This window comes from Stappia sp. WLB 29 (assembly GCF_023507705.1).
In the GTDB taxonomy this organism is placed as follows: Bacteria; Pseudomonadota; Alphaproteobacteria; order Rhizobiales; family Stappiaceae; genus Stappia.
In genome coordinates this window covers 369,803-396,417 of sequence record NZ_JALBGD010000004.1, presented here as the reverse complement: position 1 = coordinate 396,417, position 26,615 = coordinate 369,803, and the positions used below count along the sequence as shown (strand labels likewise).

The 26,615-nt window shown below is 65.9% G+C and carries 13 protein-coding genes; 10 read left to right on the top strand and 3 right to left on the bottom strand.

From position 1 onward, the window contains the following. Nucleotides 1-928 precede the first annotated feature (928 nt). The 5 genes from MNI96_RS10570 (at nucleotide 929) to MNI96_RS10550 (ending at nucleotide 15,031) form a co-directional block, all read left to right on the top strand. Nucleotides 929-12,490 (top strand): hypothetical protein, encoded by an 11,562-nt coding sequence (locus MNI96_RS10570; RefSeq protein WP_249692849.1) that lies wholly within the window; start codon nucleotides 929-931, stop codon nucleotides 12,488-12,490. Between the two features lie 326 nt (nucleotides 12,491-12,816). Next, complete coding sequence (locus tag MNI96_RS10565) at nucleotides 12,817-13,317, top strand: phage tail protein (RefSeq protein WP_249692847.1); 501 nt, start codon at nucleotides 12,817-12,819, stop codon at nucleotides 13,315-13,317. A 35-nt stretch (nucleotides 13,318-13,352) separates the two neighbouring features. Next, entirely contained in the window at nucleotides 13,353-13,880 is a 528-nt protein-coding gene (locus MNI96_RS10560) for a phage tail protein (RefSeq protein WP_249692844.1), read from the top strand. A 10-nt stretch (nucleotides 13,881-13,890) separates the two neighbouring features. After that, nucleotides 13,891-14,421: a phage tail protein gene (locus MNI96_RS10555; RefSeq protein WP_249692842.1), complete on the top strand. Its 531-nt coding sequence runs from the start codon at nucleotides 13,891-13,893 to the stop codon at nucleotides 14,419-14,421. Nucleotides 14,422-14,455: 34 nt separating this feature from the next. Continuing rightward, nucleotides 14,456-15,031, top strand: coding sequence for a GNAT family N-acetyltransferase (locus tag MNI96_RS10550; protein WP_249692840.1), 576 nt, complete (start codon nucleotides 14,456-14,458; stop codon nucleotides 15,029-15,031). Between the two features lie 79 nt (nucleotides 15,032-15,110). Here MNI96_RS10550 and MNI96_RS10545 read toward each other — a convergent pair whose 3' ends face one another. Together MNI96_RS10545 and MNI96_RS10540 are read right to left on the bottom strand one after the other, a co-directional pair. Next, the gene (locus MNI96_RS10545) at nucleotides 15,111-15,434 is read right to left on the bottom strand and encodes a DUF6916 family protein (RefSeq protein ID WP_249692838.1); all 324 of its coding nucleotides are present in this window, start codon (nucleotides 15,432-15,434) and stop codon (nucleotides 15,111-15,113) included. Continuing rightward, nucleotides 15,431-15,844 carry a hypothetical protein gene (locus MNI96_RS10540; protein ID WP_249692836.1) on the bottom strand — a complete coding sequence of 138 codons (414 nt, stop codon included), beginning with the start codon at nucleotides 15,842-15,844 and terminating at the stop codon, nucleotides 15,431-15,433. The genes MNI96_RS10545 and MNI96_RS10540 overlap by 4 nt, the downstream gene beginning before the upstream one ends. Before the next feature lie 177 nt (nucleotides 15,845-16,021). Here MNI96_RS10540 and MNI96_RS10535 point away from each other — a divergent pair, with 177 nt between their 5' ends. Then, nucleotides 16,022-16,792, top strand: a complete 771-nt coding sequence (locus MNI96_RS10535) for a SapC family protein (protein WP_249692834.1) — start codon at nucleotides 16,022-16,024, stop codon at nucleotides 16,790-16,792. An 83-nt stretch (nucleotides 16,793-16,875) separates the two neighbouring features. On the opposite strand, the gene MNI96_RS10530 is transcribed toward MNI96_RS10535, so the two are convergent. Continuing rightward, nucleotides 16,876-17,352, bottom strand: a complete 477-nt coding sequence (locus MNI96_RS10530; protein ID WP_249692832.1) for an invasion associated locus B family protein — start codon at nucleotides 17,350-17,352, stop codon at nucleotides 16,876-16,878. 432 nt (nucleotides 17,353-17,784) lie between these two features. On the opposite strand from MNI96_RS10530, the gene amt reads away from it, so the two are divergent. From amt to MNI96_RS10510, 4 genes are all read left to right on the top strand, one after another. Next, nucleotides 17,785-21,057 (top strand): ammonium transporter, encoded by a 3,273-nt coding sequence (amt, locus tag MNI96_RS10525; protein ID WP_249692830.1) that lies wholly within the window; start codon nucleotides 17,785-17,787, stop codon nucleotides 21,055-21,057. A 107-nt stretch (nucleotides 21,058-21,164) separates the two neighbouring features. Continuing rightward, nucleotides 21,165-21,773, top strand: coding sequence for a TetR/AcrR family transcriptional regulator (locus tag MNI96_RS10520; protein ID WP_249692828.1), 609 nt, complete (start codon nucleotides 21,165-21,167; stop codon nucleotides 21,771-21,773). Continuing rightward, nucleotides 21,770-22,936 carry an efflux RND transporter periplasmic adaptor subunit gene (locus MNI96_RS10515; protein ID WP_249692826.1) on the top strand — a complete coding sequence of 389 codons (1,167 nt, stop codon included), beginning with the start codon at nucleotides 21,770-21,772 and terminating at the stop codon, nucleotides 22,934-22,936. Before MNI96_RS10520 ends, MNI96_RS10515 begins: the two co-directional genes overlap by 4 nt. Nucleotides 22,937-23,060: 124 nt before the next feature. Next, nucleotides 23,061-26,246: a multidrug efflux RND transporter permease subunit gene (locus MNI96_RS10510; protein WP_249692825.1), complete on the top strand. Its 3,186-nt coding sequence runs from the start codon at nucleotides 23,061-23,063 to the stop codon at nucleotides 26,244-26,246. Nucleotides 26,247-26,615 lie beyond the last annotated feature (369 nt).

The following is a 26,615-nucleotide window of genomic DNA, read 5'->3' as shown; positions in this document are numbered from 1 at the left end:
TCTACTACGCCAACCGGACCGGCGGCGGCGGCGGCAGCTTCATCGATCCGACGAGCCTTTCAGCAGCCATCACCAGCGCCGGCACCGACGGCATCGTCGTCGTGCTGGGCGACGACGGCACGGTCACCACGACCGGCGTCACCATGCAGTCCGGCCAGGTCCTGGTCGGCGGCGGCGAGAACATCGCCGTGCGCCTGTCCAGTGGGCTGACCACCAACTTCCTGACATCGGGCACCGCCGGCACCATCGATGGCGACCCGGGCGTCACCACCGTGACCCTGGCCGACGACGTCCTCATCCGCGGGCTCACCCTGCAGGGCGGCGCCACAGTGATCGGCGGCAACAACGTCTCGAACGTGACGCTGTCGAACCTGTCGATCCAGAACGCCACAGACGGCGTCAGCATCACCGGTGCGACCAACGCCTCGCTGAGCAATCTCACCTTCAGCGGCATCACCGGCACGTCGATCTTCCTGAACAACGAAGCCGCAACGCTGTCGGGCATCACCATCGACGGCGGCACCAACGGCATCTCGATCGCCAACAACACCGGCACCACGAATCTCTCGACGATCAACATCTCCAACGTAACCGGGGATGCCCTGTCCTTTGCCAATAATGGCGGGATCATCAATGTCGCGAACCTGACGGCCGCCAACACCGGCGACGACGGCGTCGTCATCGCCGGCGGCGGCACGTTCAACTTCACCGGCACAACCACGATCGACGGTCTCGGCGCGGGCGCATCCAGCGACGGCTTCGATCTTTCCGGCACGACCGGCGCCACCATTACTACGGGCAATGTCGACGTTACCGGCCTTGGCGGCGGCNCACGACCGGCGCCACCATTACTACGGGCAATGTCGACGTTACCGGCCTTGGCGGCGGCACCGGCCTCAACCTTGCCGGCGGCGATGCCACGCTCACCATGGCGAGCCTGGACGTCACCGGCACCGATGTCGCCGGTTCGCGCGGCATCGACATTTCCGGCACCCAGAACGGCCGGACGGTCACCATCACCAATGGCGGCAACATTTCCGGCGTCGATACCGGCATCGTGCTCGGCACCAACGGTGCGGCAGGTGCAGCGGCGGACGCGATCTTCACGTTCGGCGGCGGCACGATCGCCGGCAACGTGTTCGCGCTGGACGGTATCGGCGTCCTGTCGGGCACCGGCAGCTACGGTTTCGGCACCACGGCCTTCACCGGAGCCTTCAACTTTGACATCAGCAGCACGCAGAACTTCTACGTGTCCGCGAGCGGCACGGGCGACGGCTCCTCGACCGGCAATGCCGCCTCGATCGCGACCGCGATCGCGCAGGCGGGCAGCCTCGGCGCCGTCAACTTCATCCTGATCAACGACGGCTCGGCCATCGACACATCGGGCCTCACCTTCACGCTCGCCAACGGCCAGAGCATCGACACGTTCGGCAATGGGCGCACCTTCACCGAGGCCGGCTACCTCATTCCGCTGAACATCACCGGCGACAACTTGCCGACCGGCGGCGTCACCATCACCGATCCGACGGGCCTGGGCGCGGCGACGCTGACCAACTCGTCCGGCGGTGTCGCGACCCTGTCGCTCGCCAACGGCAACGCGGTGCGCAACATCACGGTCGGCAACTCCGCCGGCAACGCCATTTCCGGCTCCGGCATCGCCGGCGTCACCATCAGCGGCGTCAACTCGACCGCCGGCATTTCGCTCGCAAACACGTCCGGCTCCGTCATCCTGACCGATGTCTCGGTGAACAACGGCAGCGGCACCGGCCTCTCCCTGGCGGGCAACACCGGCACGGTCACGGGCACCAATGTCGACATTGCCGGCGTGAACTCGCTCGCGGTGTCCGGCGGCAATGCCGCCATTACCTTCGACGCCGACAGCTCGGTCGCCAATACCGGCGGGACAGCGGTGGAGATCACCGGTCGTATCGGCGGCAGCTTCAGCCATTTCGGCTCGATCTCCTCGAACGGCGGCACCGCGTCCGGCATCACCATTGCCGGCGCCACGGCGGCGAGCAACGTCACCTTCGGCGGCCTGGTCTCACTCGGCGCCACCACCGCACTCGGCGGCGGCAGCGGCCTGAGCCTCGACAACAACGGCCAGTCCTCGGCCATCGCCTTCACCGGCGGGCTCGACATCATCACAGCCGGCTTCGATGCGCTGTCGGCAACCGGCGGCGGCTCCTTGCAGGTCACCGGCGGATCGCTCTCGGCAACCGGCGGAAGCGCGGCCGCGATCGGCGGCATCGCCACCGACGCGACATTCTCCAGCGTCGCCAGCAGCGGGGCGACCGGCGATGCGCTGGCACTGGCGCTCGGTGCGGGCAGCAGCTTCACCGTCACCGGCACCACCACACTGTCCGGAATGGGCGGCGACGGCATCGACCTGTCCGGATCGACCGGCGGCAGCTTCAGTTTCGGCGACGTCGACATCACCGGTCTCGACGCAGGTACCGGCCTCAACCTTGCCGGCGGCGATGCGACGCTCACCATGTCGAGCCTCGACGTCACCGGCACCGGTACCGCCGGTTCGCGCGGCATCGACATTTCCGGCACGCAGAACGGCAGGACGGTCACCATCACCAATGGCGGCACCATCTCCGATGTCGCTACCGGTATCGTGCTCGGCACCAATGGCGCGGCAGGTGCGGCTCCCAGCGCCAACTTCACCTTCGGCGGCGGCAGCATCTCGGGCAGCAACTATGCCCTCGATGGCATCGGCGTGAATGCGGGCGACGGCACCTACGCCTTCGGGTCGACCGCCTTCACCGGCGGCTTCAACTTCGCCGTCAGCCTCTCGAACAACTACTATGTCGCGGCGACGGCAACCGGCACCGGCGACGGCTCTTCGACCGACAACCGCGCCTCGATCGCCACCGCCATCGCGATGGCCTCGACGCTCGGCACGGTCAATTTCGTGCTGATCAACGACGGTTCGGCCATCGATACATCGGGCCTGACCTTCACGCTGGACGACGGCCAGACCATCGACACGTTCGGCGGCGGCCGGACTTTTGCCGAATCCGGCTTCATCATCCCGCTGAACATCACCGGCACCAACCTGCCGGCCGGCGGCATCACCGTCACCGACCCGACGGGACTGGGCGCGGCAACGCTGACCAATTCCGGCGGCGGCGGCGCAACGCTTGCGCTCGCCAACGGCAATGCCATCCGCAACATCATCGTCGGCAGCTCGGCCGGCAATGCCGTGTCCGGTTCCGGCATTGCCGGCGTTACCATCAGCGGCGTCACCTCGACCGCCGGCATCGACCTGACCAGCGCCTCCGGCGCGATCACGCTCACGAACCTGGCGATTTCCAACACGAACGGCGCGGCCCTGTATCTGGAGAACACGTCCGGCACCGTTACCGGAACCGATGTCGACATCGACGGACTAAGTTCCCTGTATATCTTCGGCGGAAACGCCGCGATCAGCTTCGACGCCGACAGTTCGATCAACAATACTGCCGGCGTCGCGGTTCAGCTCCAGAATCGCGCGGGCGGCAACTTCAGCTATTCGGGTGACATCACTTCAATTGGCCCTTCCGCTTACGGTATCTCGATCACGGGCGCGACAGCCGCCAATGACGTGACCTTTGGTGGCCAAGTAACCCTCGGCACCAGTGCGATGTTGACCGTCGGCTCCGACCTCAACATCAACAACAATGGGACAAACTCGACCATCGCCTTCACAGGCGGGCTTGATATCGTGTCCTCTCTTTTCACCGGCATTCGAGCGCAGAACGGCGGCACTCTGCGAATTGACGGCGGGTCGATATCGATCACCGACGCGGCGGCGATCGATATCGCGAACATGGCCGTCGACATCACGCTGGACGAGGTGAATGCCACCAACTCCAACATGTCCTCGGTGGTTCTGCAGAATCTCGACGGATCGTTTGCCGTCAACGGCGGCACGCTCTCCACCGTCGCCAGCGGATCGAGCTTCAACAGCTTCGACGTCATCCAGAACGATGGCACCGCAACCCGCTCGCTGTCGCTTGCTATCGACAATCTGACCATCATCCACGAAGCGTCCGGCGCGACAGTAACCCCCAGCGAGCACGGTCTTGTCGTCACCACCAGCGGCGACGACAGCGCCGTCGTCTCGATTTCCAACTCGACGTTCCAGACAGAAGACAGCGGCGTCCGCCTGATCGGCAACAACGGCCTGATCACCGTCACCGACTTCGCCGACAACACGCTTCTGGGCTCCGCGACGGCCTTCGACCCGAACCTGTTCGCCAACGGCATGATGTTCCAGGGCGTCACGTTCGATGCCGACCTGTCCACCGCAGGCCTGCAGGCCGTCAACGGCGGGACCTTTACCGCCGGCGCGCCGGGCCTTGCCGTCAATCACGGTCTTTTCTTCGACAGCACGGCCAGCGCGAATGTCGGTCGGATCGACTTCACCAACTACAACATCAACGCGGTGAACCAGGCGCTGTCGCTGGGGTCGGGCAATCCCGGCCTGACCGTCGGAATCGCCGATGGCGAGGTCACGGCCGGCCTGATCCGCCTCGGCACAGGCTTCGGCGTCGCAAACGGCGACATCACCTTGTCGAGCCTGACGCTGTCCAGCCAGTTGTCCGCAAACCAGTTCGCCGGCTCGTTCACGGTCACCGGCACCACCACGATCAACGCTCCGGAAGCCTTCATCGACTTCGGCGGAACCTATTCCCGTACCTCAACCACCGGCATCTCGGTGATGGCCTCCTCAGGCGCCTTCAACTTCAACACCCTGACCGTGGCATCGGCACCGGGAGCAACTACCACCACCGGCGGCTCCACGGTCGGCATCAACCTTGCCGACAATAGCGGCGCGTTCACCGTCACGGGCACGACGACTATCTCCGACACGGTAGAGGATGCGATCCGCATCACCGACACGAGCGGAGCGATCTCTTTCGGCCGGACGGTGATCAACAACCCCCACGCCACGCCGATCGTGGCGGGTACGCCCGTCCCGTCGATCGAGGCACGCAGCGCCGCCATCGACATTTCCGGCACGATCACCGGCGATATCTCGTTTTCCGAACTCGAGATCGCGCTGAATTCTGCCGATTCCACCGGCATCGAGATGACCGGCGCCACGTTGAACGCGTCCGTGACAGCCGGTGATTTCGACGTCACCGGCAATTCCTCCGCGGGCACGATTGCGGTCGATCTGCGCGGAGCGCTCGGTGGCGGCACGGTGCAACTCGGCGATGCGGTGGCTGGAGGTGCCGATGCCAGCATCGCCGGCGTCGAGACCGGCATTTTCGTCAATAGCAGCACCGATCTCGATTTCACCTATGGCGACGGCGAGGATGCGTCCGACACCGGCTCGACGATTTCGGCCACCGTCGCCATCGACGCGACCAGCGCGCCGGTCGCCGGCACCTACAATTTCCGGGACGTTGCGTTCGCGACCAGCCCGGGCAACGGATTCAGCGTCGGCCGGATCTACTTCGTGGATGCCGACGGTGCGGTCGGCGGCGGCGACGGCTCCGGTTCAGACGCCTCCAACCCGATGACCCTGGCAGCGGCCGAAGCGGCCATCGCCGCGGGCGACATCATCGTCCTGATCAATAACGGGGACGTGATCACCACGGCCGCCACCAATGCCAACGACACGCTGAACCTGCTCGACGACGTGCAGTTGCTCAGCTTCGGCGACGGCGCCGGCGGCAGCCAGACCGTCGCGGTCAACATCACCGCGCCTCCGACCTTCCTGCTGTCTGCGGCCGGCATCGTCATCAACGATCCGACGGGGAACGGAGCGGCGACGCTGACCACCTCCGCCGGCAACGACGTGATCACGCTGGGCGCCAGCGGCAACCGCATCTCCGGCCTGACGCTGGAAGGCAACGGCACCGCCGGACGCGGCATCAACGACAACGGTGCCGGCGCCACCGGAACCGTAATCGAGACATCCACGATCCGCAACTTCGCCACGCGCGGCATCGAGATCACGCCGTCGACCAACACGACGATCAATGGCGTCACCTTCTCCGGCAATGCCGGCGACGTCCTGCTGAACGCCTCCAACTCCACCCTGCGCAACATCACCTCGACGGGTTCGGGCGCAAACGGCTCGATCACGCTCACCAACGTGACCGGCACGACGACGCTGGAAAACATCTCGATCAGCAGCGCCGCGCGCGGCATCAGCTTCAACAATGCCGCCGGCACCGTCACGGCAACGAATGTCGACATCGCGGGTGGCAACACGCTGGCGATCGACGGCGGCAACGCGGTCTACAATTTCGACGCGACCAGCTCGATCAACAACACGAGCGGTACGGCAGTCAGCCTGCAGAGCCTCGCCGGCGGCAGCCTCACCCATGCCGGCAGCGTCGCCTCGAACGGCGCCGGCGCCAGCGGCATCGCGTCCTCCAACGCAACGGGCGCGCATTCGGTCTCCTTCACCGGCGCGGTCGATCTCGGCACGACCACGGCGATGGGCGGCTCCGGCCTTTTCGTCGACAACAGCGGCCAGGCGGGCACCTTCAGCTTCGCCGACCTCGACATCGTCACCGACGGCGGCTTCGGCGTGGTCTTCCAGAGCGGCGGAACGCTCGGCATCACCGCCGGCACGATCGCCGCCAACGCCGCCCAGGGCATCAACCTTTCCAACACGGCGATCGCCGCCGGCGGCCTCAACCTGACCTCGCTGTCCAACACCAATGTCGCGGGCGCGGCCGGCATCGGATTGAACAACCTCACCGGCGGCGCCTTCACCGTCTCCGGCACGACCACGGTCTCCGGCACCACCGGTTCGGCCGTGTCGCTCGCCAATGTCGCGGCGAATGTCAGTTTCGGCACGGTCAACATCTCCGTCACCAGCGGCGACGGGCTGCTGCTCAACGGCAATTCCGGCACGCTGACCACCGGCGACATGACCATCGCCATGGGCGGGGGCACCGGCAACGGCATCCGCGCCACCAACGCCAACGGCGCGATGACGTTCGGCAATGTCGACATCACCGGCCTTGGCGCGGGCACCGGCGTCAACCTGTCGGGCGGCACGTTCGACGGCGCGATCACCTTCGCCACGCTCGACATCGCCGGCACCAGCCAGACCGGCTCGACCGGCATCGACCTGACCGGCTACGACAACACGCAGAACGTGGTGACGACCGGCTCCGGCACGATCCAGGGTGTCCAGATCGGCGTCGACCTCACCAATGCCGACATCGCCAATGGCGTGCGCTTCCAGTATGGCGACGGGTCCGCTCCGGTCGCCAGCACCATCGACACGTCCGGCATCGCCGGCAATTTCGCCATCGTCACCACCGGCGCGACCGGAACCGGCGAGTACGATTTCGAGGATGTGGGCTTTGCCACCAGCAACGTGTCGAACCTGCAGGGCGTCAGCTATTTCGTCGTCGACACGGCCGGAACATCGGGTGCGGGCACGTTCGACGATCCGGGCACGGCCGCCCAGGCGGAGGCCTCCGGCGCCAGCGTCATCGTGCTGATCGACAGCACCGTCGACGCCGTCCAGGACACGATCGACCTCGTCGCGCAGGGCGACGGCACTCTCAACCTGGCGGCGGGCCAGGCGCTGCTCGGCATGGCCGATGGCGACACGATCGACGCTTCGACACTCGGCATTTCGGCCGGCGGCGCGCCCGCCAGTGTGCAGCTCACCGGCTTCTCCTCGAGCAGCATCATCACCGCGACAAGCGGCGTCACCACGATCGACGACGAGGTGCCGATCCTGACCACCTCGGGCGCCAATGACACCGTGGTGCTCGCCGGCACGGCCACGATCCAGAACGTCGCGATCACCAATACCGGCACCGGCAACGGCGTTTCGGCGAGCTTCGGCGCGGCCTCCAACGCCATCATCCGCTCCAGCACCATCGGCGGCGGCACCGGCGCCTACGGCATCGACCTCGGCACCACGTCGGGCGCCTCGACGGCGGCCTTCTCCGACCTGACGCTGACCAGCGGCCTGCGTCTCAATGGCTCGGGCGGCGGCTCGCTGACGGCGATGGCCACCGGCACCAACACGATCACCAGTTCCCAGACAGCGGCACTGACCCTCGACACCATCGCGGCCGGTGTCGGCGGCCTCGCCTTCGACCAGATCACCTCCACCGGCGACACGGCCGGCATGGCGCTCGACACGATCTCGGGCGCCGGCGGCGTCACCATCCAGAACGCAACGTTCAATCGGTCCGGCACCACCACGACCCACGTCGTCGCCCTGACCGATCTCACCATGACCGGCGCGCTGACGATCGCAAATCTCGATGTGGATTCCACCAACACGCAGAGCATCGCCGGCGTGCGGACGACAGGCACCAGTACCTCGACGATCAATATCGGCACCGGCGCGAACGGCGTGACCATCGACGACACCCAGTTCGGCCTGCTGTTCAACGGATCGCACGGTACGGTGAATGTCGGCACGGCGGGCACGGGCGTGCAGATCTCCAGCCGCGGCGCGGCGATCTCGTTCAACAACAACAGCACCGGCACGTTCCAGGTCGGCCATGCGGGAGCGACATCCACGATTGCCGTCAATGCGGGCAGTTCACAGGCCTACGGCATCGGATACCAGACCTCCGATGCCACGGTCACGGTCACGAACATCGACATCAACGGCATCGGCACGAACACGCTCTCCAACGGCATCCAACTCGTCGACAATGATGCACTCGGCTCGTTCACGCTGGCCGGTACCAACACGATCGATGCGACCGGCGGCAACGGCGTGTTGATCCAGGACGCCAATGCCTCGATCTCCGGGCTCACGCTCGGCGCCTCCGCGACCGGCGCGGGGGACGACATCACCGGCGACGGCATCCGCATCAACCAGACCGGCGCAATCTCGAACACCGTGACGCTGTCCGACATCGTGATGGGCACAGGTGGCAATGGCGATACCGGAGATATCGCCGGCGCCGGCATTCGCATTGCCTCGGGCGGCACCGGCGTCCTGACCCTCAACCTCACCGGCACCAACGTCATCCGCTCGACCGGCCAGGCGCTCGATGTCGACGAACTCGGAGCTGGAACCGCCAACAACCTGCTGCTCTCCATCGACAACACGACCTTCGAGAGCACGGCCGCCGGCGTACCCAGCGTCGAAATCACCGGCCAGAACGTCTCGACCACCGAAAGCTCGATCGGCATCCGCTCCTTCTCGGGCAACACGGTGATCGGCAACGGCACCGGCGGCGGCATCCTGTTTTCCGCCGTCGACTTCGACAGCAACGGCGCGGGAGCCGCGGTCGCGGGCGGCACGCTCAATGTCGGCCAGGGCACGGGCAACCGTGTGCAGGGCGACGGCCTGTCCCTGATCGACACGACCGGCGAACTCGGCTTCACCACGCTGAACATCTTCAACAACAACGGCACCGGCCTCGAGGTCGACACCAAGACCAATGGCAACAACACCGTCTTCACGCTGAACGGCGGCGGCTCGGGCACGGTCGACACGACGGGCGGCGCGGCCCTCTTCCTCGATCCGCTGACGATGAACCTCACCTTCGGCACGGTCAGCTCGACCGGCTCCGGCGGCTCCGGCGTCTTCGTCGACGGCGGCAACGCGACGGCGGCGGGCAACAACGCGCTGACCATCGGCACGCTGAACGTCACCGGCTCGGCCGGTTCCGGCCTGAGGATCACCAATTCGACCGGCACGTTCAACATCGGCGCCACCACGATCAACAATGCCGGATCGGCCGGCGGCGGCGTCGACATCGACCTCGGCGCGGGCAATACGGCAACGGTCAACTTCACCGGCGCCCTCGACATTGACACCAATGCGGCGACCGGCTTCGACGCCAATGGATCCGCCGGCACGCTGCTGACCGTGAATGTCGCAAGTGCCGGAACGCAGTCGATCGACACGGCGACCGGCCGCGGCATCATCATGAACACGGTCGAGGTCGGCACGGGCGACGTCTTCTTCGACGGCGTCGCCGCCTCCGGCCTGTCCAACGGCAACTTCATCGATCTGCAGAACGTCTCCGGCGGCACCTTCCGTGTCGCGAACACGAGCGTTTCCGACGTCAATGGGGCCGCTGTCCGAATCGCCAACTCCTCGGCTGACTTTATTTTCAACGGCCTCACCCTCGGTGACATCAGCACGCCGGGCTCGATGACCTACGGCATCGATCTCGACGGCAACTCGGGTTCGTTCACCACGACAAACTCAAGCATCATCTACTACGCCCAGGACGCCGGTATCCGGATCACCAACGCCCAGTCGACATTCGTGGCCGATTTCCAGGCGCAGATGGAGGTCTCCAACCGCGACGACGCCACCTACACGGCAGGGGGCGACGGCCTTCTCCTGCAGAACAACAACGCGGCCTCGCAAACCACATTCACGTCTTTCGTCCATACCGACTTCCAGCGGAACACCGGACCGGGCACCGTCACCGCCAGCGGCCAGGGCATCGATGCCGACTCCGGCGGCATCCTCACCATCCTCGGCGGCGGCATAAGCACCAACAACGCGCTCGGCGCCGGTGTCGCTTCGATCGACATCCGCAACACCACGACAAACGTCACGCTCAACTCTGTGTCCGTAGACAACGACGATTTGGGCGAGAGCGGCGGCGGTATTTATCTCGAAAACAACACCGGCAGCTTCACGCTCGAGAGCGCAACCCTTTTCGCGACGAGCGGTTCGACCGCCCTCTATGCCAACAACGCCGGCACCGTGACGCTCGGCAACGTTTCCGCCATCAGCATCTCGTCCTTCGGCGGCGGCAACGCGCTCGACATCCGCAACACGGTGATGGACATAACGCTCGGCACCATCAACGCCCCCGGCAGCACGGGCACGCCGTTCAGGCTCAGCGACGGCGCATCGGGTTCGCTGACGACCGGCAACCTCAACCTGTCCAACACGGGCGGCACGGGTCCGACGGTCCTCATCTCGGATCTGGCCGCAGGGACATCCGTTACGTTCGGCGGCAGCGCCACCATCAACAGCGGTGTCAACACTGCCGTGTCGCTCGCCAACAACGCGGGTTCGACAATCAACTTCACCAATGGCGGCCTCGACATCAACACGACGTCGGGAACCGGCTTCCAGGCCACCGGCGGCGGCACCGTGACGGTCACGGGCACCGGCAACACCGTGGATACCGGGACGGGTACCGCCGTCCGGTTCGAGGACACCAGTTTCGGCGCGGCCGGAGTGACCTTCGAGTCGATCAATACGAACGGCGCCGTGAACGGCATCGTGCTGGACAACACGGGTCTCACCGGTGGCTTCGCGGTCACCGGGTCGGGCTCGACGCTGGGCAGCGGCGGCACGATCCAGAACTCCACCGGCAGCGGCATTGTGCTGAGCGACACCTACAACGTGGCGCTCACCAACCTCGATATTACCACGACCGGAATCCATGGCATCGACGGCAGCAACATCGGAAATCTCGATCTGACGCGCGTGCGGATCACCGGTGCCGGCAACGCAGTGAACGAAAACGGTATCAATATCCAGAACCTGTTCGGCACCTCGGCTAGCGGGCGGGACAGCCGCTTCGACAGCGTCACGATCACCGGCGCGGCGGATGTCGGCATCGAGATCGTCAACAGCACGGCAACGACCTCGGGCGACACGTCCAACCCGGACCTTCTGACCATCGTGAATTCGACGATCTCCAACTCGGGCGTCATCGGCCTGCTCGCCCAAACGAGTGACGCGGCGAGCAACCTGCGCATCGACATGTCCGGTTCGACGCTGACCAACAACCCCTCGCGCGGCGTCGCTGCAAACGCCAACAACGGCAGTCTGCAGCTCAACCTGACCGGCGGCAATCAGCTTGTCCCGGGCGGAGGCGGCACGCAGTTCGTCGGTGTGGCGGGCACGGCGACCGGTAGCGGCCAGTTGTTCTTCAACATCGCCGGCAATACTATCACCCAGGCCGGCACGGCCGGCACGGGCCCGGCGATCATCGCGCTCAACGCCAACGACACCGGCAGCCTGCAGGGCACGATCAGCGGCAACACGCTGACCACGACAACAGCAGTTGGAACGCCGATCGATGGCATCGTCGTCACCAACTCCGGCAGCGGCAACAATGCGGTTATCATCCAGAACAACGACATCACTATCAATGACGGTTTCGGCATCTTCGCCAGCGGCCGTGACAGCGGAACCGGCCGCCTTGATGTCTCGATTCTGGACAACACGATCAACGTGAACGGCACCGATGTCGCCAACACCGGTATCGACCTGCGCAACCAGGGTACGGTCGGCCAGACGGTTTGCTTCCAGGTTCAGAACAACACGATCTCGACCGCGCCGTTTGGCAATGGTGACATCGTCATCGAGAACTCGACGTCCGGCACGTTCCTGATCCAGGGTCTCGGCGGCACCTTCAACGAGCCGTCCGACTTCGATCCGGACACGCAGACGGTCGAGATCTTCCTGTCCAGCCAGCAGACATCGGTGACGACGGGCACCTTCATCAATCCGTTCTCGGCATCCACCACATTCGGTTCGGCTGTCTGCGACACACCGACCGCTCCGTAAGGGTCTGCCGTATCACCGCCGCTCCGAAAGGGGCGGCGGGTTGCTTTCTCGGGCCGCTCGCCACGCGCCGACAGCCTCGGGTTTCCCGCCGCGGCACCTATCCTCCCACGCTTTACGGGACACAATCCACGAGAGGTATTTCTTGATCAAAGGTTGTATAATTCGCGATTAGGTTAATATTTTTCGCAATATAGTCGTGCTCTTTACGCTTGATATCGACTGGAAATTGTCACAGGATCCCGGCGCAATCATTTTGGCCGGGGGTTTTCAAGACTAGCCATTCCCGGTCACGGCTCGCGACACCCGAAAGCGCCTGGGAGGGCGGAATGTCAGAACCGTTTCTTGCGGAAATCAAGATCATGAGTTTCAACTTCCCGCCGAAGGGATGGGCCTTCTGCAACGGTCAGCTTCTGCCGATCAACCAGAACCAGGCTCTGTTCTCCCTGCTCGGGACGACCTATGGCGGCAACGGGACAACCAATTTTGCTCTCCCCGATCTTCGCGGCAGGGTGCCGGTGCATGTGGGAAGCGGTTTCACCCTGGGTCAGCACGCCGGCGAGGCGAGCCATACGCTGACGACGCCCGAGATGCCCGAGCACAACCACCTGCCCATGGCTTCGGGAACGGCGGTCGATACGAACACTCCGACCAGCAATTATCTCGGCAACAATCTCGGTCTGCTGTACGGGCCGCTTGCCAATTCGGGCACCATGTCGCCAAGCAGCCTCTCGAATGTCGGGGGCAGCCAAGCGCACCAGAACATGCAGCCGTTCCTCACGTTGAACTTCTGCATTGCGCTGCAGGGGATCTTCCCGTCGCCCAATTGAGCTGCACCTTTTCCTAAAAAGCGAGGGAGGCCCTCATGTCCACGCCCTATATCGGCGAAATCCGCATGTTCGCCGGCAATTTCGCGCCGGTCGGCTGGGAGTTCTGCAATGGCCAGTTGCTGTCCATCGCCGAGCACGACACGCTCTTCAATCTGATCGGCACCACCTATGGCGGCGACGGGCAGAACACGTTCGCCCTGCCCGATCTGCGCGGCCGTCTGCCGCTGCATTTCGGACAGGGGCCCGGCCAGCCGACCTATATACTGGCGGAATCCGGAGGTTCCGAAGAGGTCACCTTGACCCAGCAGCAGATTCCGAGCCACTCGCACACGTTGATCGCCAACAAGGCAACGGGCACGGAAGCGTCCCCACTGAACCACGTGCTGGCCTCGACGGCCGCTGGAGATCCCTACTTCTCCTCTGAGACCCTGCCGCCCTTGACCGAACTGGGCCCGAACGCGGTCCAGGTTGCCGGCGGCAGTCAGCCGCACAACAACATGGCGCCGTATCTCGCCGTCAGCTTCATCATCTCGCTCTACGGCATCTATCCTTCGCCGACCTGAGAGGCTCACAATGTCAGATCCTTTCGTTGCGGAAATCCGTATATTCGCTGGCAATTTCGCCCCCAAGGGCTGGGCGTTCTGCGATGGGCAGCTCCTGCCGATCTCGCAGAACACTGCCTTGTTTTCACTGCTGGGCACCACCTATGGCGGCGACGGCAAGTCGACCTTCGCCCTTCCCGATCTTCAGGGCCGCTCGCCCATGCAGCACGGCCAGGGGCCCGGCTTGACCTTCCGACAGCTCGGCGAGATGAGCGGGACCGAGACCGTGACGCTGCTGCAGTCCGAGATGCCGCAGCATACGCACCGGGTTCAGGCCGTGGCGCGCAGCCAGTTCACCGTCGGCAACACCAACTCGGTCGAAGGCAACCTGCTGGCCTCTCCGCGCACCGGCAACCAGTACACGGCCACGTTGACAGGCGCGATGATGGCGCCCCAGTCGGTGGGAATGACCGGCGGCAGTCAACCGCACAACAACATGCAGCCCTATCTGACGCTGACGTTCATCATCGCTCTGCAGGGCATCTTCCCGCCGCGTCCATGAGAATGCGCGCGGCACCGCTGCCGGACTGCAGGCCATGACCGAGCAGAGCCGGGACCCGGACGGCTTCGACCGCCCGGATCCTTCCATTGCGCGGGACGAGACGCTCCCCACCTTGCCTCGTGCCGAAGCGCTGGGGCTTGTTTTCCGCCGGATGCGGCCGGAGGCGGACCTGCCGTTTCTGTTTCGCCTTTACGCGTCCACGCGAGAGGAGGAACTCGCGCCCGTTCCCTGGAGCGCGGAGCAGAAGACGAGCTTCCTGGCGCAGCAGTTCCAGGCGCAGCACAGCCACTATATGCAGCATTTTCCGCAGGCGGAGTGGCTGGTCATCGAGTTTGACAGCCAGCCCGTCGGCCGGCTCTATCTCGACACGCGGGAAACCGAGCTGCGCATCATCGACATCGCTCTCATGCCGGCGCAGCGCGGCCGGGGATCGGGACGTGCGATCCTGGAAGACGTCCTGGCTCTGGCCGAGCGCGGTGGGCGAGGCGTCGGCATCCATGTAGAGCAGTTCAATCCGGCGATGCGCCTCTACCAGCGCCTCGGCTTCGTCAAAGCCGGCGAGACCGGCGTCTATCACCTGATGCGCTGGGATCCACCCGGCCCGCAATGATGCCGGCGGGCACGACAAAGCGTGCGATCACCGGAAAATGGGTGCCTGCGCGCGGCGCCGGCTCCCGCCCATATACGGTTCAGGTGAAGACGGCCTCGTAAAGGCATCCGTTCGCATCGCGGCCGACCGGCACGAGAAACAGCTCCAGCTCGACCCGGTTCGCGGCACCGGCCGCCCCGATCTCCAGCCGGTAGGTTCCCTGCTCGATGAACGGGGTCTGCGGACCACGCAAGACGACCGCGAAAGCGCCTCCGTCCCGTACGCTCGCACCGCTACCCATTTGCCGGATCTCGTCGATCGACAGCGCCAGCGACCCGTTGGCGGCCACCAGCAGCACCGGCTCGTCCCGCACCTTCTCGAAATCCGCCTGCGTCACCTTCGCAAGATCCGTCACGCCGCTCATGCTTCTCCCTCGTGTTTGTCGGTCACGCTCGCGCGCGGCTGACGGCGCAGCCGGGGTACGGGGAAGCGGCCAAAGCCGAGATCGATCACCCGTGCCCCCGGTGTGCGGACCGGCCCTTCGGCCGGCTGCGCCAGCACGCCGCCATTGCGGATTGCAGCCAGCGTCGCCTCGACCAGCGGCGCAAGCCCGCCCTGGTTCAGCGCGCCGAGCATCATAAGCGTATTGGCTGCGGCACCGTCGAAGTTCCAGCCGCAGTCGATGAACCGGCAGCCCTCCAGCACCGGCAGCGGCCCGCCCCGATACAGCATCCGGCACTCGCGGAAGACGCAGGCCCGATAGACGCTCCCGTCGAGACGAATGTCCTCGCCGCTGAAGCTGATGCCCGTATAGCTCTCGCCATCTGCCGCCATGCGTACTCCGTCCGGCTCCGGTCTCGCGTTCTGGATGTACAAGCCACCTTTTCCCAACCTTATTGAAGGCAGGATGGTCTAGGCAACCAGCCGTTGGACTTGTACAAGAAATTCGCCGCCCGATCGTTTTGATGGCGGTTGCCATTCGCCACAATGCATAATCGAGGACGGACCAGCATGACCAGCACTCAGGCCGACACGGACACCCCGCGCCCGGCGCCGGGCGGCCCGTCCACTCTGCCGCTGTTCTACAGCAGACCGGAAGCGTTGCGCGCCGATCGCCACGGCGAACTCGGCATCGACCTTGCTCCGGACTATCGCTTCGCCGCCAAGACCCATGCGGTGCCGCTCAACGCCATCGAGTTCGGCATCGCCGCGCGCCATTATCCGATCGTCTTTGCCGCCGGCACCAATCCGCCGGCCGCCGTTGCGGTGCTGGGCCTGCGGCAGGACCGCAACCTCTTCGTCGATGCGGACGGGGCTTGGGCGGCCGACACCTACGTCCCCTCTTATGTGCGCCGCTACCCGTTCATCCTGGCGCGCAACGACGAGGCGAGCGAGTTCGCGCTGTGTGTCGACCGGGCAAGCGACAAGGTGCGCGCCGAGGGCGAGACGCGCTTCTTCGAGGGCATGGAGCCGACCGACGCCGTGCGCAAGGCGCTCGACTTTTGCGCCGCATTCCAGCGGGAAACCCGCGAGAGCGAAGCCTTGATGCGCAAGATCGCCGAGCACGACCTGTTCGCGCCGAATGCGGGGCGCTTCACCCTGCCGGACGGCGAGGTGCTCAACGTCAACGACTTCAGCATCATCGACGAGGCGCGTGTGAACGGTCTCTCCGACGAGGCCTTCCTCGACCTGCGCAAGGCCGGCGCCCTGCCCGTGATCTATGCGCATCTGTGGTCGATGCGGAACTGGGCCGATCTGGTTCGCCGCACGGCGGATGGCTGAGACGCGAGACGTTTCCCGCGACCAGACGAAAAGGGCAGGTCCTCGCAGACCTGCCCTTTTGATTTTTCGGGTTTGCCAGCCGATCAGCCGCCGAGCTGGCCGTAGGCGGAAGTAAAGCCGATCAGCGTTACCGGGATCGCCAGGTCCTGTTGCTGCGCGGTCTTGAAGGCGACGATGAGGCGCTGGCCCTTCTTCAACGAGGCGAGCAGTTCGTCGCTGATCGCCGCGCCGGCATAGGCGCCATTGGCATCGCTGGTCTGGATCGCCATCGCCACCGGCTCACCCTCATCGACGCGGATCTGGGTGCCGGCCGGGAGGAAAACGCCATGCGGCAATGCCAGTACCAATGCATGGTTCGGCGCGCCCTCGCGCGGCTCGACCACCACGGTCAGCAGCCGCTGGCCGCCTTCCTGCATGACGATGTTCTGCAGCGCGCGGCAACGCTTGGGGGCCTTGTCGGTCGCTTCCGAGCATTGCACGATCCAGTTGGGCGCTGCAGCGCCGTCCGCCGGCTTGGGTGCCGCGTCCTGTGCCGCAGCCGCGCCCAGGCTCGCGGTCACGAACAAGCCGGCAAACACGGCAAGGCGGGATGCGGAAAGAGCATGTCGAATATCAAGGCGCATGTGCGGATTTTCCATCAACTGGAGCGGCCCGCTGAACGGGCGATTGCAATCTGTGCGCGATCCTAAAGCATCGCGAGCGAATGTGAAGCCCGTCCGGCGGCTTCCAGCGCCCCCTTCCCCGTTCGCGCCGGACCACTCGACGTGCCGAAACTGCCGTAAAGGCAAATTTATCGCTGCAATGCAACATGAATATCTCGCCCTCAGAACCGAAAAACCTACAACGAAAAACTGCAATCAGAACGCTCGTTGCGGGCATGCAACACCTCAATCAGTTTTTAACTGCTGGTTCCTAAGCTCTGGCAAATAAAGGGCGGACGGGGACCTGGCAGGGATATGGCGGCACAAGATTCATCGGTTCGGCACCTGGCAATGATCGGCTTTGCCGCCTCGGTCGTGCTTGCCGCAACGGCAGGCTCCGCCTCTGCCGAGGATGTATCGGCCCTCGCTTCGCTGCACCGCACCCTGGACTTCGTCTGGGTTCTGCTCGCCGCCGGACTCGTTCTGCTCATGCAGGTCGGCTTCCTGCTCATGGAAGCGGGCATGGTGCGATCGAAGAACTCCATCAACGTCGCGCAGAAGAACCTTCTCGATTTCACCTTTTCGGTGCTGGTGTTCGCCGGGATCGGCTTCATGTTCGCCTTCGGTGCCGGCTCCGGCTTTGGGATCGGCTACGATCCGGCGTTTTTCATGCTCGGCGGGCTGGATTCCTGGGGCCTAGCCTTCTTCGTCTTCCAGGTGATGTTCTGCGGCACGGCGGCGACCATCGTCTCCGGCGCGGTCGCCGAGCGCATGCCGCTTGCCGCCTATGTAGCCTGCTCCGTCTTCATCGCCGGCCTGGTCTATCCGGTCTTCGTGCACTGGGCCTGGGGCAATGCGCTCGGTCAGAATGCCGGCGCCTTCCTGGCGAATGCCGGCTTCGTCGACTTCGCCGGTTCCACCGTGGTGCACGGCACCGGCGCATGGATCGCGCTTGCCGCCTGCCTGGTCATCGGCCCGCGCATCGGCCGCTTCGATGCAGACGGACGCCCCTTGCGCTTCCAGGGCCACAGCCCGGTCTTGGCGACGGCCGGCGCCCTGCTGCTCTTCGTCGGGTGGATCGGCTTCAATGGCGGCTCGACCCTGAAGGCCTCGCCTGATATCGCCCATGTAATCGCCAACACCGTGCTAGCCGCCGCCGCCGGCACCTGCGGCGGCTATGTCGTCGCCTGGGCACGCGAGGGGGTGCTGCTGCCCGAAAAGGCGTTTTCAGGCATGCTCGGCGGGCTGGTGGCCGTCACCGCCGGATGCATGGTGCTCGAGACGCCGGGCGCCCTGGCTATCGGCCTTGCCGGCGGCCTTGCCGCCGTCGTCGGCATTTCGGTTCTGGAACGGCAGTTGCGCATCGACGACGCGGTCGGCGCCATCGGCGTGCACGGCATCGCCGGCGTGGTCGGCACGCTGGGGCTTGCGCTGCTGGCGCCGGTGGAGAACCTGCCGGCGGGCGGGCGGCTCGCGCAGTTCGCTGTCCAGGCGGGCGGTGCGGCCCTCAATTTCGCCTTCGCCTTCGGGCTCGGCCTTGCCTTCTTCCTCGCCTTGAAGCGCGTCATCGCCCTGCGTGTCGACCGTGACGGCGAGATCCGCGGGTTGAACGAAGCCGAACACGGCACCCGTCTGGGCATCGGCCATGTGGAAGACGCCGTCGGGCGGCTCGTGGAAGGGCATGCCGATCTCAGCCTGCGTCTGCCGGTGGAGCCCGGCGACGAGGCTGAACGCATGACCCGGCTGTTCAACCGGCTGATGGACTCGATCCAGAACGAGGAACTTGCCCGAGGCCGCAAGGCGGAGCAGCGGCGGGCAGAGGAAGAGGCAGAGCGGCTGACCGCACTCGCCAATGCCACGTTCGAGGCCATCGTCATCTCCGTGCAGGGGCGCATCATCGACGGCAATCACGCGCTGGAGCAACTGACGGGCCGCCCGCTCGAAGCGCTCAAGGGCACGGGTATGCTGGGCCATATCGCCGAGGAAGACCGCGAGCGGGTCCACCAGCAGCTGTCGCAAAAGGAGAGCGGGCCTTACGAGTTGCATATCATCCATGCCGACGGCAGTCGCATCCCGGTGGAGGTGCGCGCCCGCGAGGTGTTGTATCGCGGCGAGCGAACCCGGGTGTCGGCGATGGTCGACCTGCGCGACCGCAAGAAGGCCGAGCAGCATATCCGCCACCTGGCCGAGCACGACCCGCTGACCGACCTGCCGAACCGCACGGTGTTCTCGAACCGGCTGGCCGCGGTGCTCGCCGATGCCCGGCGGCGTGGCGGCTCCGCTGCCGTGCTGATGATCGACCTCGACCGGTTCAAGGAAATCAACGACGTCCACGGCCACCTGGCCGGCGACCAGGTGATCCGCGCGACCGCCGACCGGCTGCGCGCGCTCGTCCCGGCGAGCGACACGATCTCCCGGCTGGGCGGGGATGAGTTCGCCATCATCCAGCACCAGATCGCCTTCGCCAATCAGGCGGCCGACCTCGCGCACCGGCTGGTGCATGCCCTGTCGCAGCCCATCGACTGCGGCAACGGCTTGACGCTGCGCAGCGGCGCCAGCATCGGCATCGCCGTCAGCCCGCTGCATGGCGAGGATACGGAGATCATCGTATCGCGCGCCGACACGGCGCTCTACAAGGCCAAGAATCTGGGGCGGAATACCTACTGTTTGTTCGAGGAAGGCATGGATGCCGCGCTGCGCAAGCGACGACTGCTGGAGGCCGATCTGGTGCAGGCGATCGAGCAGGAAGAGTTCGAACTCTACCTGCAACCGCGGCTGGACCTGCGCAGCAGCGGCATCGGCAGCTATGAGGCATTGATCCGCTGGCATCACCCGGAAAAGGGGATGATCAGCCCGAGCGACTTCATTCCGGTGGCCGAGCAGTCGGGGAGGATAATCGCCATCGGCGAATGGGTCCTGCGCCGTGCCTGCGCCATCGTCCAGGCGCATCGCGAAATCCCGCGCATAAGTGTCAATGTCAGCCCGCTGCAGTTCCGCGACAAGCATTTCATCGAGACCGTGCGCGACGTGCTGGAGACGACGGGGCTTGCCGCCGGGCGGCTGGAGTTGGAAGTCACCGAGAACGTGCTGATCGACGACGACCGGCGAGCGCTGCAGATCCTCACCGCGCTCAAGTCGCTCGGCGTGCGCATCGCACTGGACGACTTCGGCACCGGCTACTCTTCGCTCGGCTACCTGTCGCGCTTCCCCTTCGACGTGATCAAGATCGACCGTTCCTTCATCCGCGCCATGCGCAAGACGCCGAGCGCGCGATCCATCGTCGAGACCATCGTCCGGCTCGGCGATGCCCTCGGCATGAGCGTGGTGGCCGAAGGCGTGGAGGAGGCGGACGAGTTGCGGGTGCTGGCCGAAGAAGGCTGCAACGAGGTGCAGGGCTACCTGATCGGTCGGCCGGCCCCCCTGCCCGAACTGCAGACTCGGCTCGATCCCTCGACCGTCGCCCTGCTGGTTGCCATGCGCTGCGCCGCACCAGAGGACAACGATGCCGAACGCACCGCCGTGCCCGCCCTGCGCAGCACGGCCGGGAGAATGCGCGACACCCTGACCTCGCGCGCGCCGCATCCCTCGCGGCGCCGGTCCGTGCAGGTCCGCGGCGGGGATTGACGCCCCCCCAGGCGGCCGTTTCAAAACTTCGTGTTGCGCTGCAAAAAAACCTGTTGCATCCGACCGCGGAGGATATATATCCATCCGGTTGGAAAAACGGGAACGGCATGGGACGCAAGCGGACAATCAAGCGCGACACGGTACTGGACGCGGCCGAGCAGGTTGTGATGCGGGATGGTGCTGCGCGCCTGACGCTGGATGCGGTGGCCTGCGAGGCCGGCATCAGCAAGGCCAGCGTCCTTTACGACTACAAGACCAAGCAGGCCCTGATCAAAGCCGTCGTCGAGCGGCGGCTGGCCGCGCATGCGACCTGCGAGCAGGAGGTCGCAGCAAGCTTTTCGGGCGACCCGAACGCGGCGATCCGCACCCGCATAGAAGTTGCCTCGCACCTGCTTACCGAGGAGGATCGGGCGGTGGCGCTCGGCCTGCTCGCCTCGCTCGCACAGGACGCCGACCTGCGCGAGCCGATCGCCCGCACCTATGGCCAGCGGATCGCCCAGGTCACCGAGACCTCGCGCAATCCGCGTGGCGCACTTCTCGCCTTTCTCGCCACCGAGGGGCTGATGTCGCTCGAATGGCTCGGACTGCACGACTGGGCGCCGGAAGAACGCGCCCGGATCATTGCCGAAATCGGCTGGCTCGTTGACCAGGTGCCCGCACCGGCATCCGCGCCCGCCTCCGCACTTTCCTCTTCCCCCGAGAGGTCGACCCGATGAAATTCAGACTGACTTCCGTGATCCTCGCCGCCGCGCTGCTTGCCGGCTGCAATGAGGTCGCCAGCAAGAACGAGGCGGGCGGCGCACCCGCCATGCCGCCGACCGGCGTGAGCTTCGTCGAACTCAAGGCCGAGACGCTGCCGATCACCAACGAGCTGCCGGGCCGCATCGCACCGACGCGGATCGCCGAGGTGCGCCCGCGCGTCTCGGGCATTCTGGTCGAGCGAGTGTTCGAGCAGGGCAGCATCGTCCAGGAAGGCGACGTGCTCTACCGCATCGATCCCGAGCCGTTCCGCGTCCAGGTGGCAAGCGCCCGCGCGACGCTGCAGCGCGCCCAGGCGGTGCAGCTGCAGGCGCGCCAGGAGGCGGACCGGCAGAAGGAGCTGCACGAACGCCGGGTGACCAGCGTGCAGGCGCGCGACAATGCCATCGCCTCGCTCGCCCAGGCCGACGCCGATGTCGCGATCGCCCAGGCAGGCCTCGACGCGGCCGAGTTGAATCTGCATTTCTCGGAAGTGCGCGCGCCGATCACGGGGCGCATCGGACGGGCATTGCTGACCGAGGGCGCGCTGGTGGATTCCTCCAGCGGCGTGCTGGCGACGATCCAGCAGCTCGATCCGGTCTACGCGGATTTCACTCAGTCCGCCAATCAGTTGCTGAGCCTGCGCCGCTCGCTGCAGGTCGGCTCGCTGACCGGTCCGCGCGCCGGCGAGGCGGCCGTTCAGCTCAAGCTGGATGATGGACAAGCGTATCCGCACAAGGGGCGGCTGCTGTTTTCCGAGGCGGCGGTCGACGCCACGACCGGGCAAATCACGCTGCGCGGGGAGTTCCCGAACCCGGACGGCGACCTCTTGCCGGGGATGTATGTCCGCGTGCTGATCGAGCAGGGCATCGAGAACAACGCCCTCGCCGTGCCGCAGCAGGCGGTGCAGCGCAATGCCGGCGGCCAGGCGCAGGTCTATGTGGTCGGCGCCGAGGACAAGGCGGAGCTGCGCTCCGTCGAGACCGGTCGCATCGTCGGCACCCGCTGGGTGATCACCAAGGGCCTTTCCGCCGGCGACAAGGTGATCGTCGAGGGCTTCCAGAAGCTGCGTCCCGGCGCACCGGTCGCGGCGACCCCCTGGGAAGGCGCAAGCAAGACGGCCGAAGTCGCGGCCAACTAACCTGTCGGGACGGGCACGCCCTGCCGCAAGGGCCGCGCCCGCCCCGTCCTGACTCAACGGCCCGCCCACGGCCGCCGGCGCCCTCCCGCGCCGCCTGCGGGCCGGTCTCACAGGATCCGATCTGATGCCGTCCTTTTTCATCAACCGGCCGGTCTTCGCATGGGTCATCGCCATCTTCATCACGCTTGCCGGCGTGATCGCGATCCCCTTCATGCCGGTTGCCCAGTATCCCAACGTCGCCCCGCCGCAGATCTCCATCTCGACCAACTATCCGGGCGTGGCGCCCGAGGACGCCTATCTCAGCGTCACCCGCCCGATCGAGGAAGAGCTGAACGGCGTCGAGGGGCTGATCTATTTCGAATCCACCTCCGAAACGTCGGGCCGGATCTCGATCACCGCGACGTTCCAGCCCGGCACCGACGTGTCGCAGGCCTCGGTCGACGTGCAGAATGCAGTGCGCCGCGTCGAACCGCGACTGCCCGGCATCGTCTCCCAGCAGGGCATCCGCGTCGAGCAGGCCGGCGCGGGCTTCCTGATGGTGGTGTCGGTCACCTCGACCGACGGCTCCTACAACGTGGTCGATCTCGGCGACTATCTCAGCCGCAACGTGCTCGGCGAGATCCGCCGCATCGACGGCGTCGGCAGCGCTCAGCTCTTCGCGACCCAGCGGTCCATGCGCGTCTGGCTGGACCCGGACAAGATGCTGGGCCTCAACCTGTCGTCCAGCGACGTCATCAATGCGATTCGGGCACAGAACGCCCAGGTCGCGGCCGGCCGCATCGGCGCGCTGCCCAACCCGATCACCCAGCAGATCTCGGCCAGCGTGCTGGTCAAGGGACAGCTGTCGTCCCTCGACGAGTTCGGCCAGGTTGTGCTGCGGGCCAATCCGGACGGCTCCACGGTCCGTCTCTCCGATGTCGCGCGCCTCGAGATCGGCGGCGAGGACTACAACTTCTCCACACGCCTGAACGGCCAGCCGAGCGCGGCCATCGGCGTGCAGCTCGCCTCGACCGGCAACGCCATGGCGACGTCGGAGGCGGTGCGCGCCAAGATGGAGGAACTGGCCCAGTTCTTCCCGCAAGGCATCGCCTACGAGATCCCCTACGACACCTCGCCCTTCGTCGAGGCGTCGATCGAGAAGGTGATCCATACGCTGCTGGAGGCCGTCGCCCTCGTCTTCGTGGTGATGTTCCTGTTCCTGCAAAGTTTCCGCTACACCGTCATCCCGACGCTGGTGGTGCCGGTGGCGCTGCTGGGCACCTGCGCCGTCATGCTGGCGGCCGGCTTCTCGATCAACGTGCTGACCATGTTCGCCATGGTGCTAGCCATCGGCATTCTCGTCGATGACGCCATCGTCGTGGTCGAGAACGTCGAGCGCATCATGGCCGAGGAAGGCCTGTCGCCGCGGGCGGCGACGCGCAAGGCGATGTCGCAGATTTCCGGCGCCATCATCGGCATCACCCTGGTGCTGACGGCGGTGTTCGTGCCGATGGCGTTCTTTCCCGGTGCGGTCGGCGTCATCTACCAGCAGTTCAGCCTGACCATGGTCGTGTCGATCCTGTTCTCCGGCTTCCTGGCGCTGTCCTTCACGCCGGCGCTGTGCGCCAGCATGCTGAAGCCGATCCCGCAAGGCCACCACGAGAAGACGGGCTTCTTCGGCTGGTTCAACCGCGGTTTCGCCCGCACGACCAACGGCTACAGCTCGGTCGCCGGCTGGATGTCGCGCCGCGCGGGGCGGATGATGATCATCTATCTGGCCTTGCTGGTCGGCCTCGGCTGGGGCTTCATGCGCCTGCCGTCCTCGTTCCTGCCGAACGAGGACCAGGGTTACCTCCTGGTCAACGTCCAGGCCCCGCCTGAGGCGAGCGCCAACCGCACGCTGGAGGTCATCGAGCAGGTCGAGGCGATCTTCGGCAAGGAAAGCGCCGTCTCGCGTATCGTCGGCATTCTCGGCTTCAGCTTCTCCGGCACCGGACAGAATGCCGGCCTTGCCTTCGTAACGCTGAAGGACTGGTCCGAACGCGGACCCGAGGACGCGGCCGGCGCCATTGCGGGCCGCGCCAACGGCCAGCTCTTCGGCATCAAGGACGCGATTTCCTTCGCCCTGTCGCCGCCGGCGATCCAGGGCCTCGGCACCTCGAACGGCTTCAGCTTCCGCCTGCAGGACCGCGGCGGACGCGGCACCGAGGCGCTGGGCGCCGCGCGCGACCAGCTGATGGGGGCGGCCTCTCAGAGCCCGATCCTGACCGGCCTGCGCATCGACGGCCTTCCGGACGCGGCCCAGGTCGACCTCGTCATCGACCGCGAGAAGGCCAATGCGTTCGGCGTCGCCTTCGCCGACATCAACGCGACCATCTCTGCCAATCTCGGCTCGACCTATGTCAACGACTTCCCGAACTCGGGACGCATGCAGCGCGTGACGGTGCAGGCCGACCAGGACGCCCGCATGCAGACCAGCGACCTGCTGCGCCTGAACGTCCGCAACAACAACGGCGGAATGGTGCCGCTTTCGGCCTTCGCCAGCGTGGAATGGCGCAAGGGGCCCTCGCAGATCGTCGGCTATAACGGCTACCCGTCGATCCGCATCTCCGGCGAGGCGGCGCCCGGCTACTCGTCGGGCGATGCCATTGCCGAGATGGAGCGGCTTGCCGGCGAGCTGCCGGCCGGCTTCGGCTACGAGTGGACGGGCCAGTCGCTGCAGGAGATCCAGTCGGGATCGCAGGCACCGTTCCTGATCGGCCTCAGCATCCTGTTCGTGTTCCTGCTGCTGGCCGCGCTCTACGAGAGCTGGTCGATCCCGTTCGCGGTGATGCTCGTCGTGCCGCTGGGCGTGATCGGCTCGGTGGCCGCGGTGACGCTGCGCGGCATGCCGAACGACGTCTACTTCACCGTCGGCCTGATCGCCATCGTCGGCCTGTCGGCGAAAAACGCCATTCTGATCATCGAGTTCGCCAAGGACCTGATGGCAGAGGGGCGCTCGCTGATCGACGCCACCATCGAGGCGGCGCATCTGCGCTTCCGGCCGATCCTGATGACGTCGCTAGCCTTCACCCTGGGCGTGACGCCGCTGGCCATCGCCTCCGGTGCCAGCGCCGGCAGCCAGAACGCCATCGGCACCGGCGTGATGGGCGGCATGATCTCCGGTACGATCCTGGCGATCTTCTTCGTGCCGGTGTTCTTCGTCTTCGTGATGCGGATGTTCCGCCGCATTCCGATCGACGGCCACCTGCCGAAGCACGAGGGCGACGACCATCCCGCGCCGGCGGCCGGGGACAAGTCCCCTGCCGCAGACCGGGCGCCGGCCGAATAACAGCCGGGCAGATCGACGCCGCGCGCTGCGGGGACAACCCGCAGCGCGCGGCGCAGCCAACGCCACCCCGGCGGCAGTCCTCGAGACCTGCGCCCACCGGCCCGGCCACGGGGACAAGTGCGACGAAGCCGGCTTGACGCCTCCGCGCAAGATTTCTCAAGAAACCGCCGCTTTTACGTACCGCTTTCGGGGACAGATCGGTCGCCTTCCCGGCAGGAACCTGCACGCAAGGGCCGCGGATCGGCTTGTTCCGGTGCTTTTCGCACAGGTGCGGACACCAGCGGAGCGCCCTCGGCAATGGCGCGCACGGGGATAAGGCCGTGCGGGAAAATTGAGACGGATTTTGCAAAATTCCGTCTCGAAATCGGC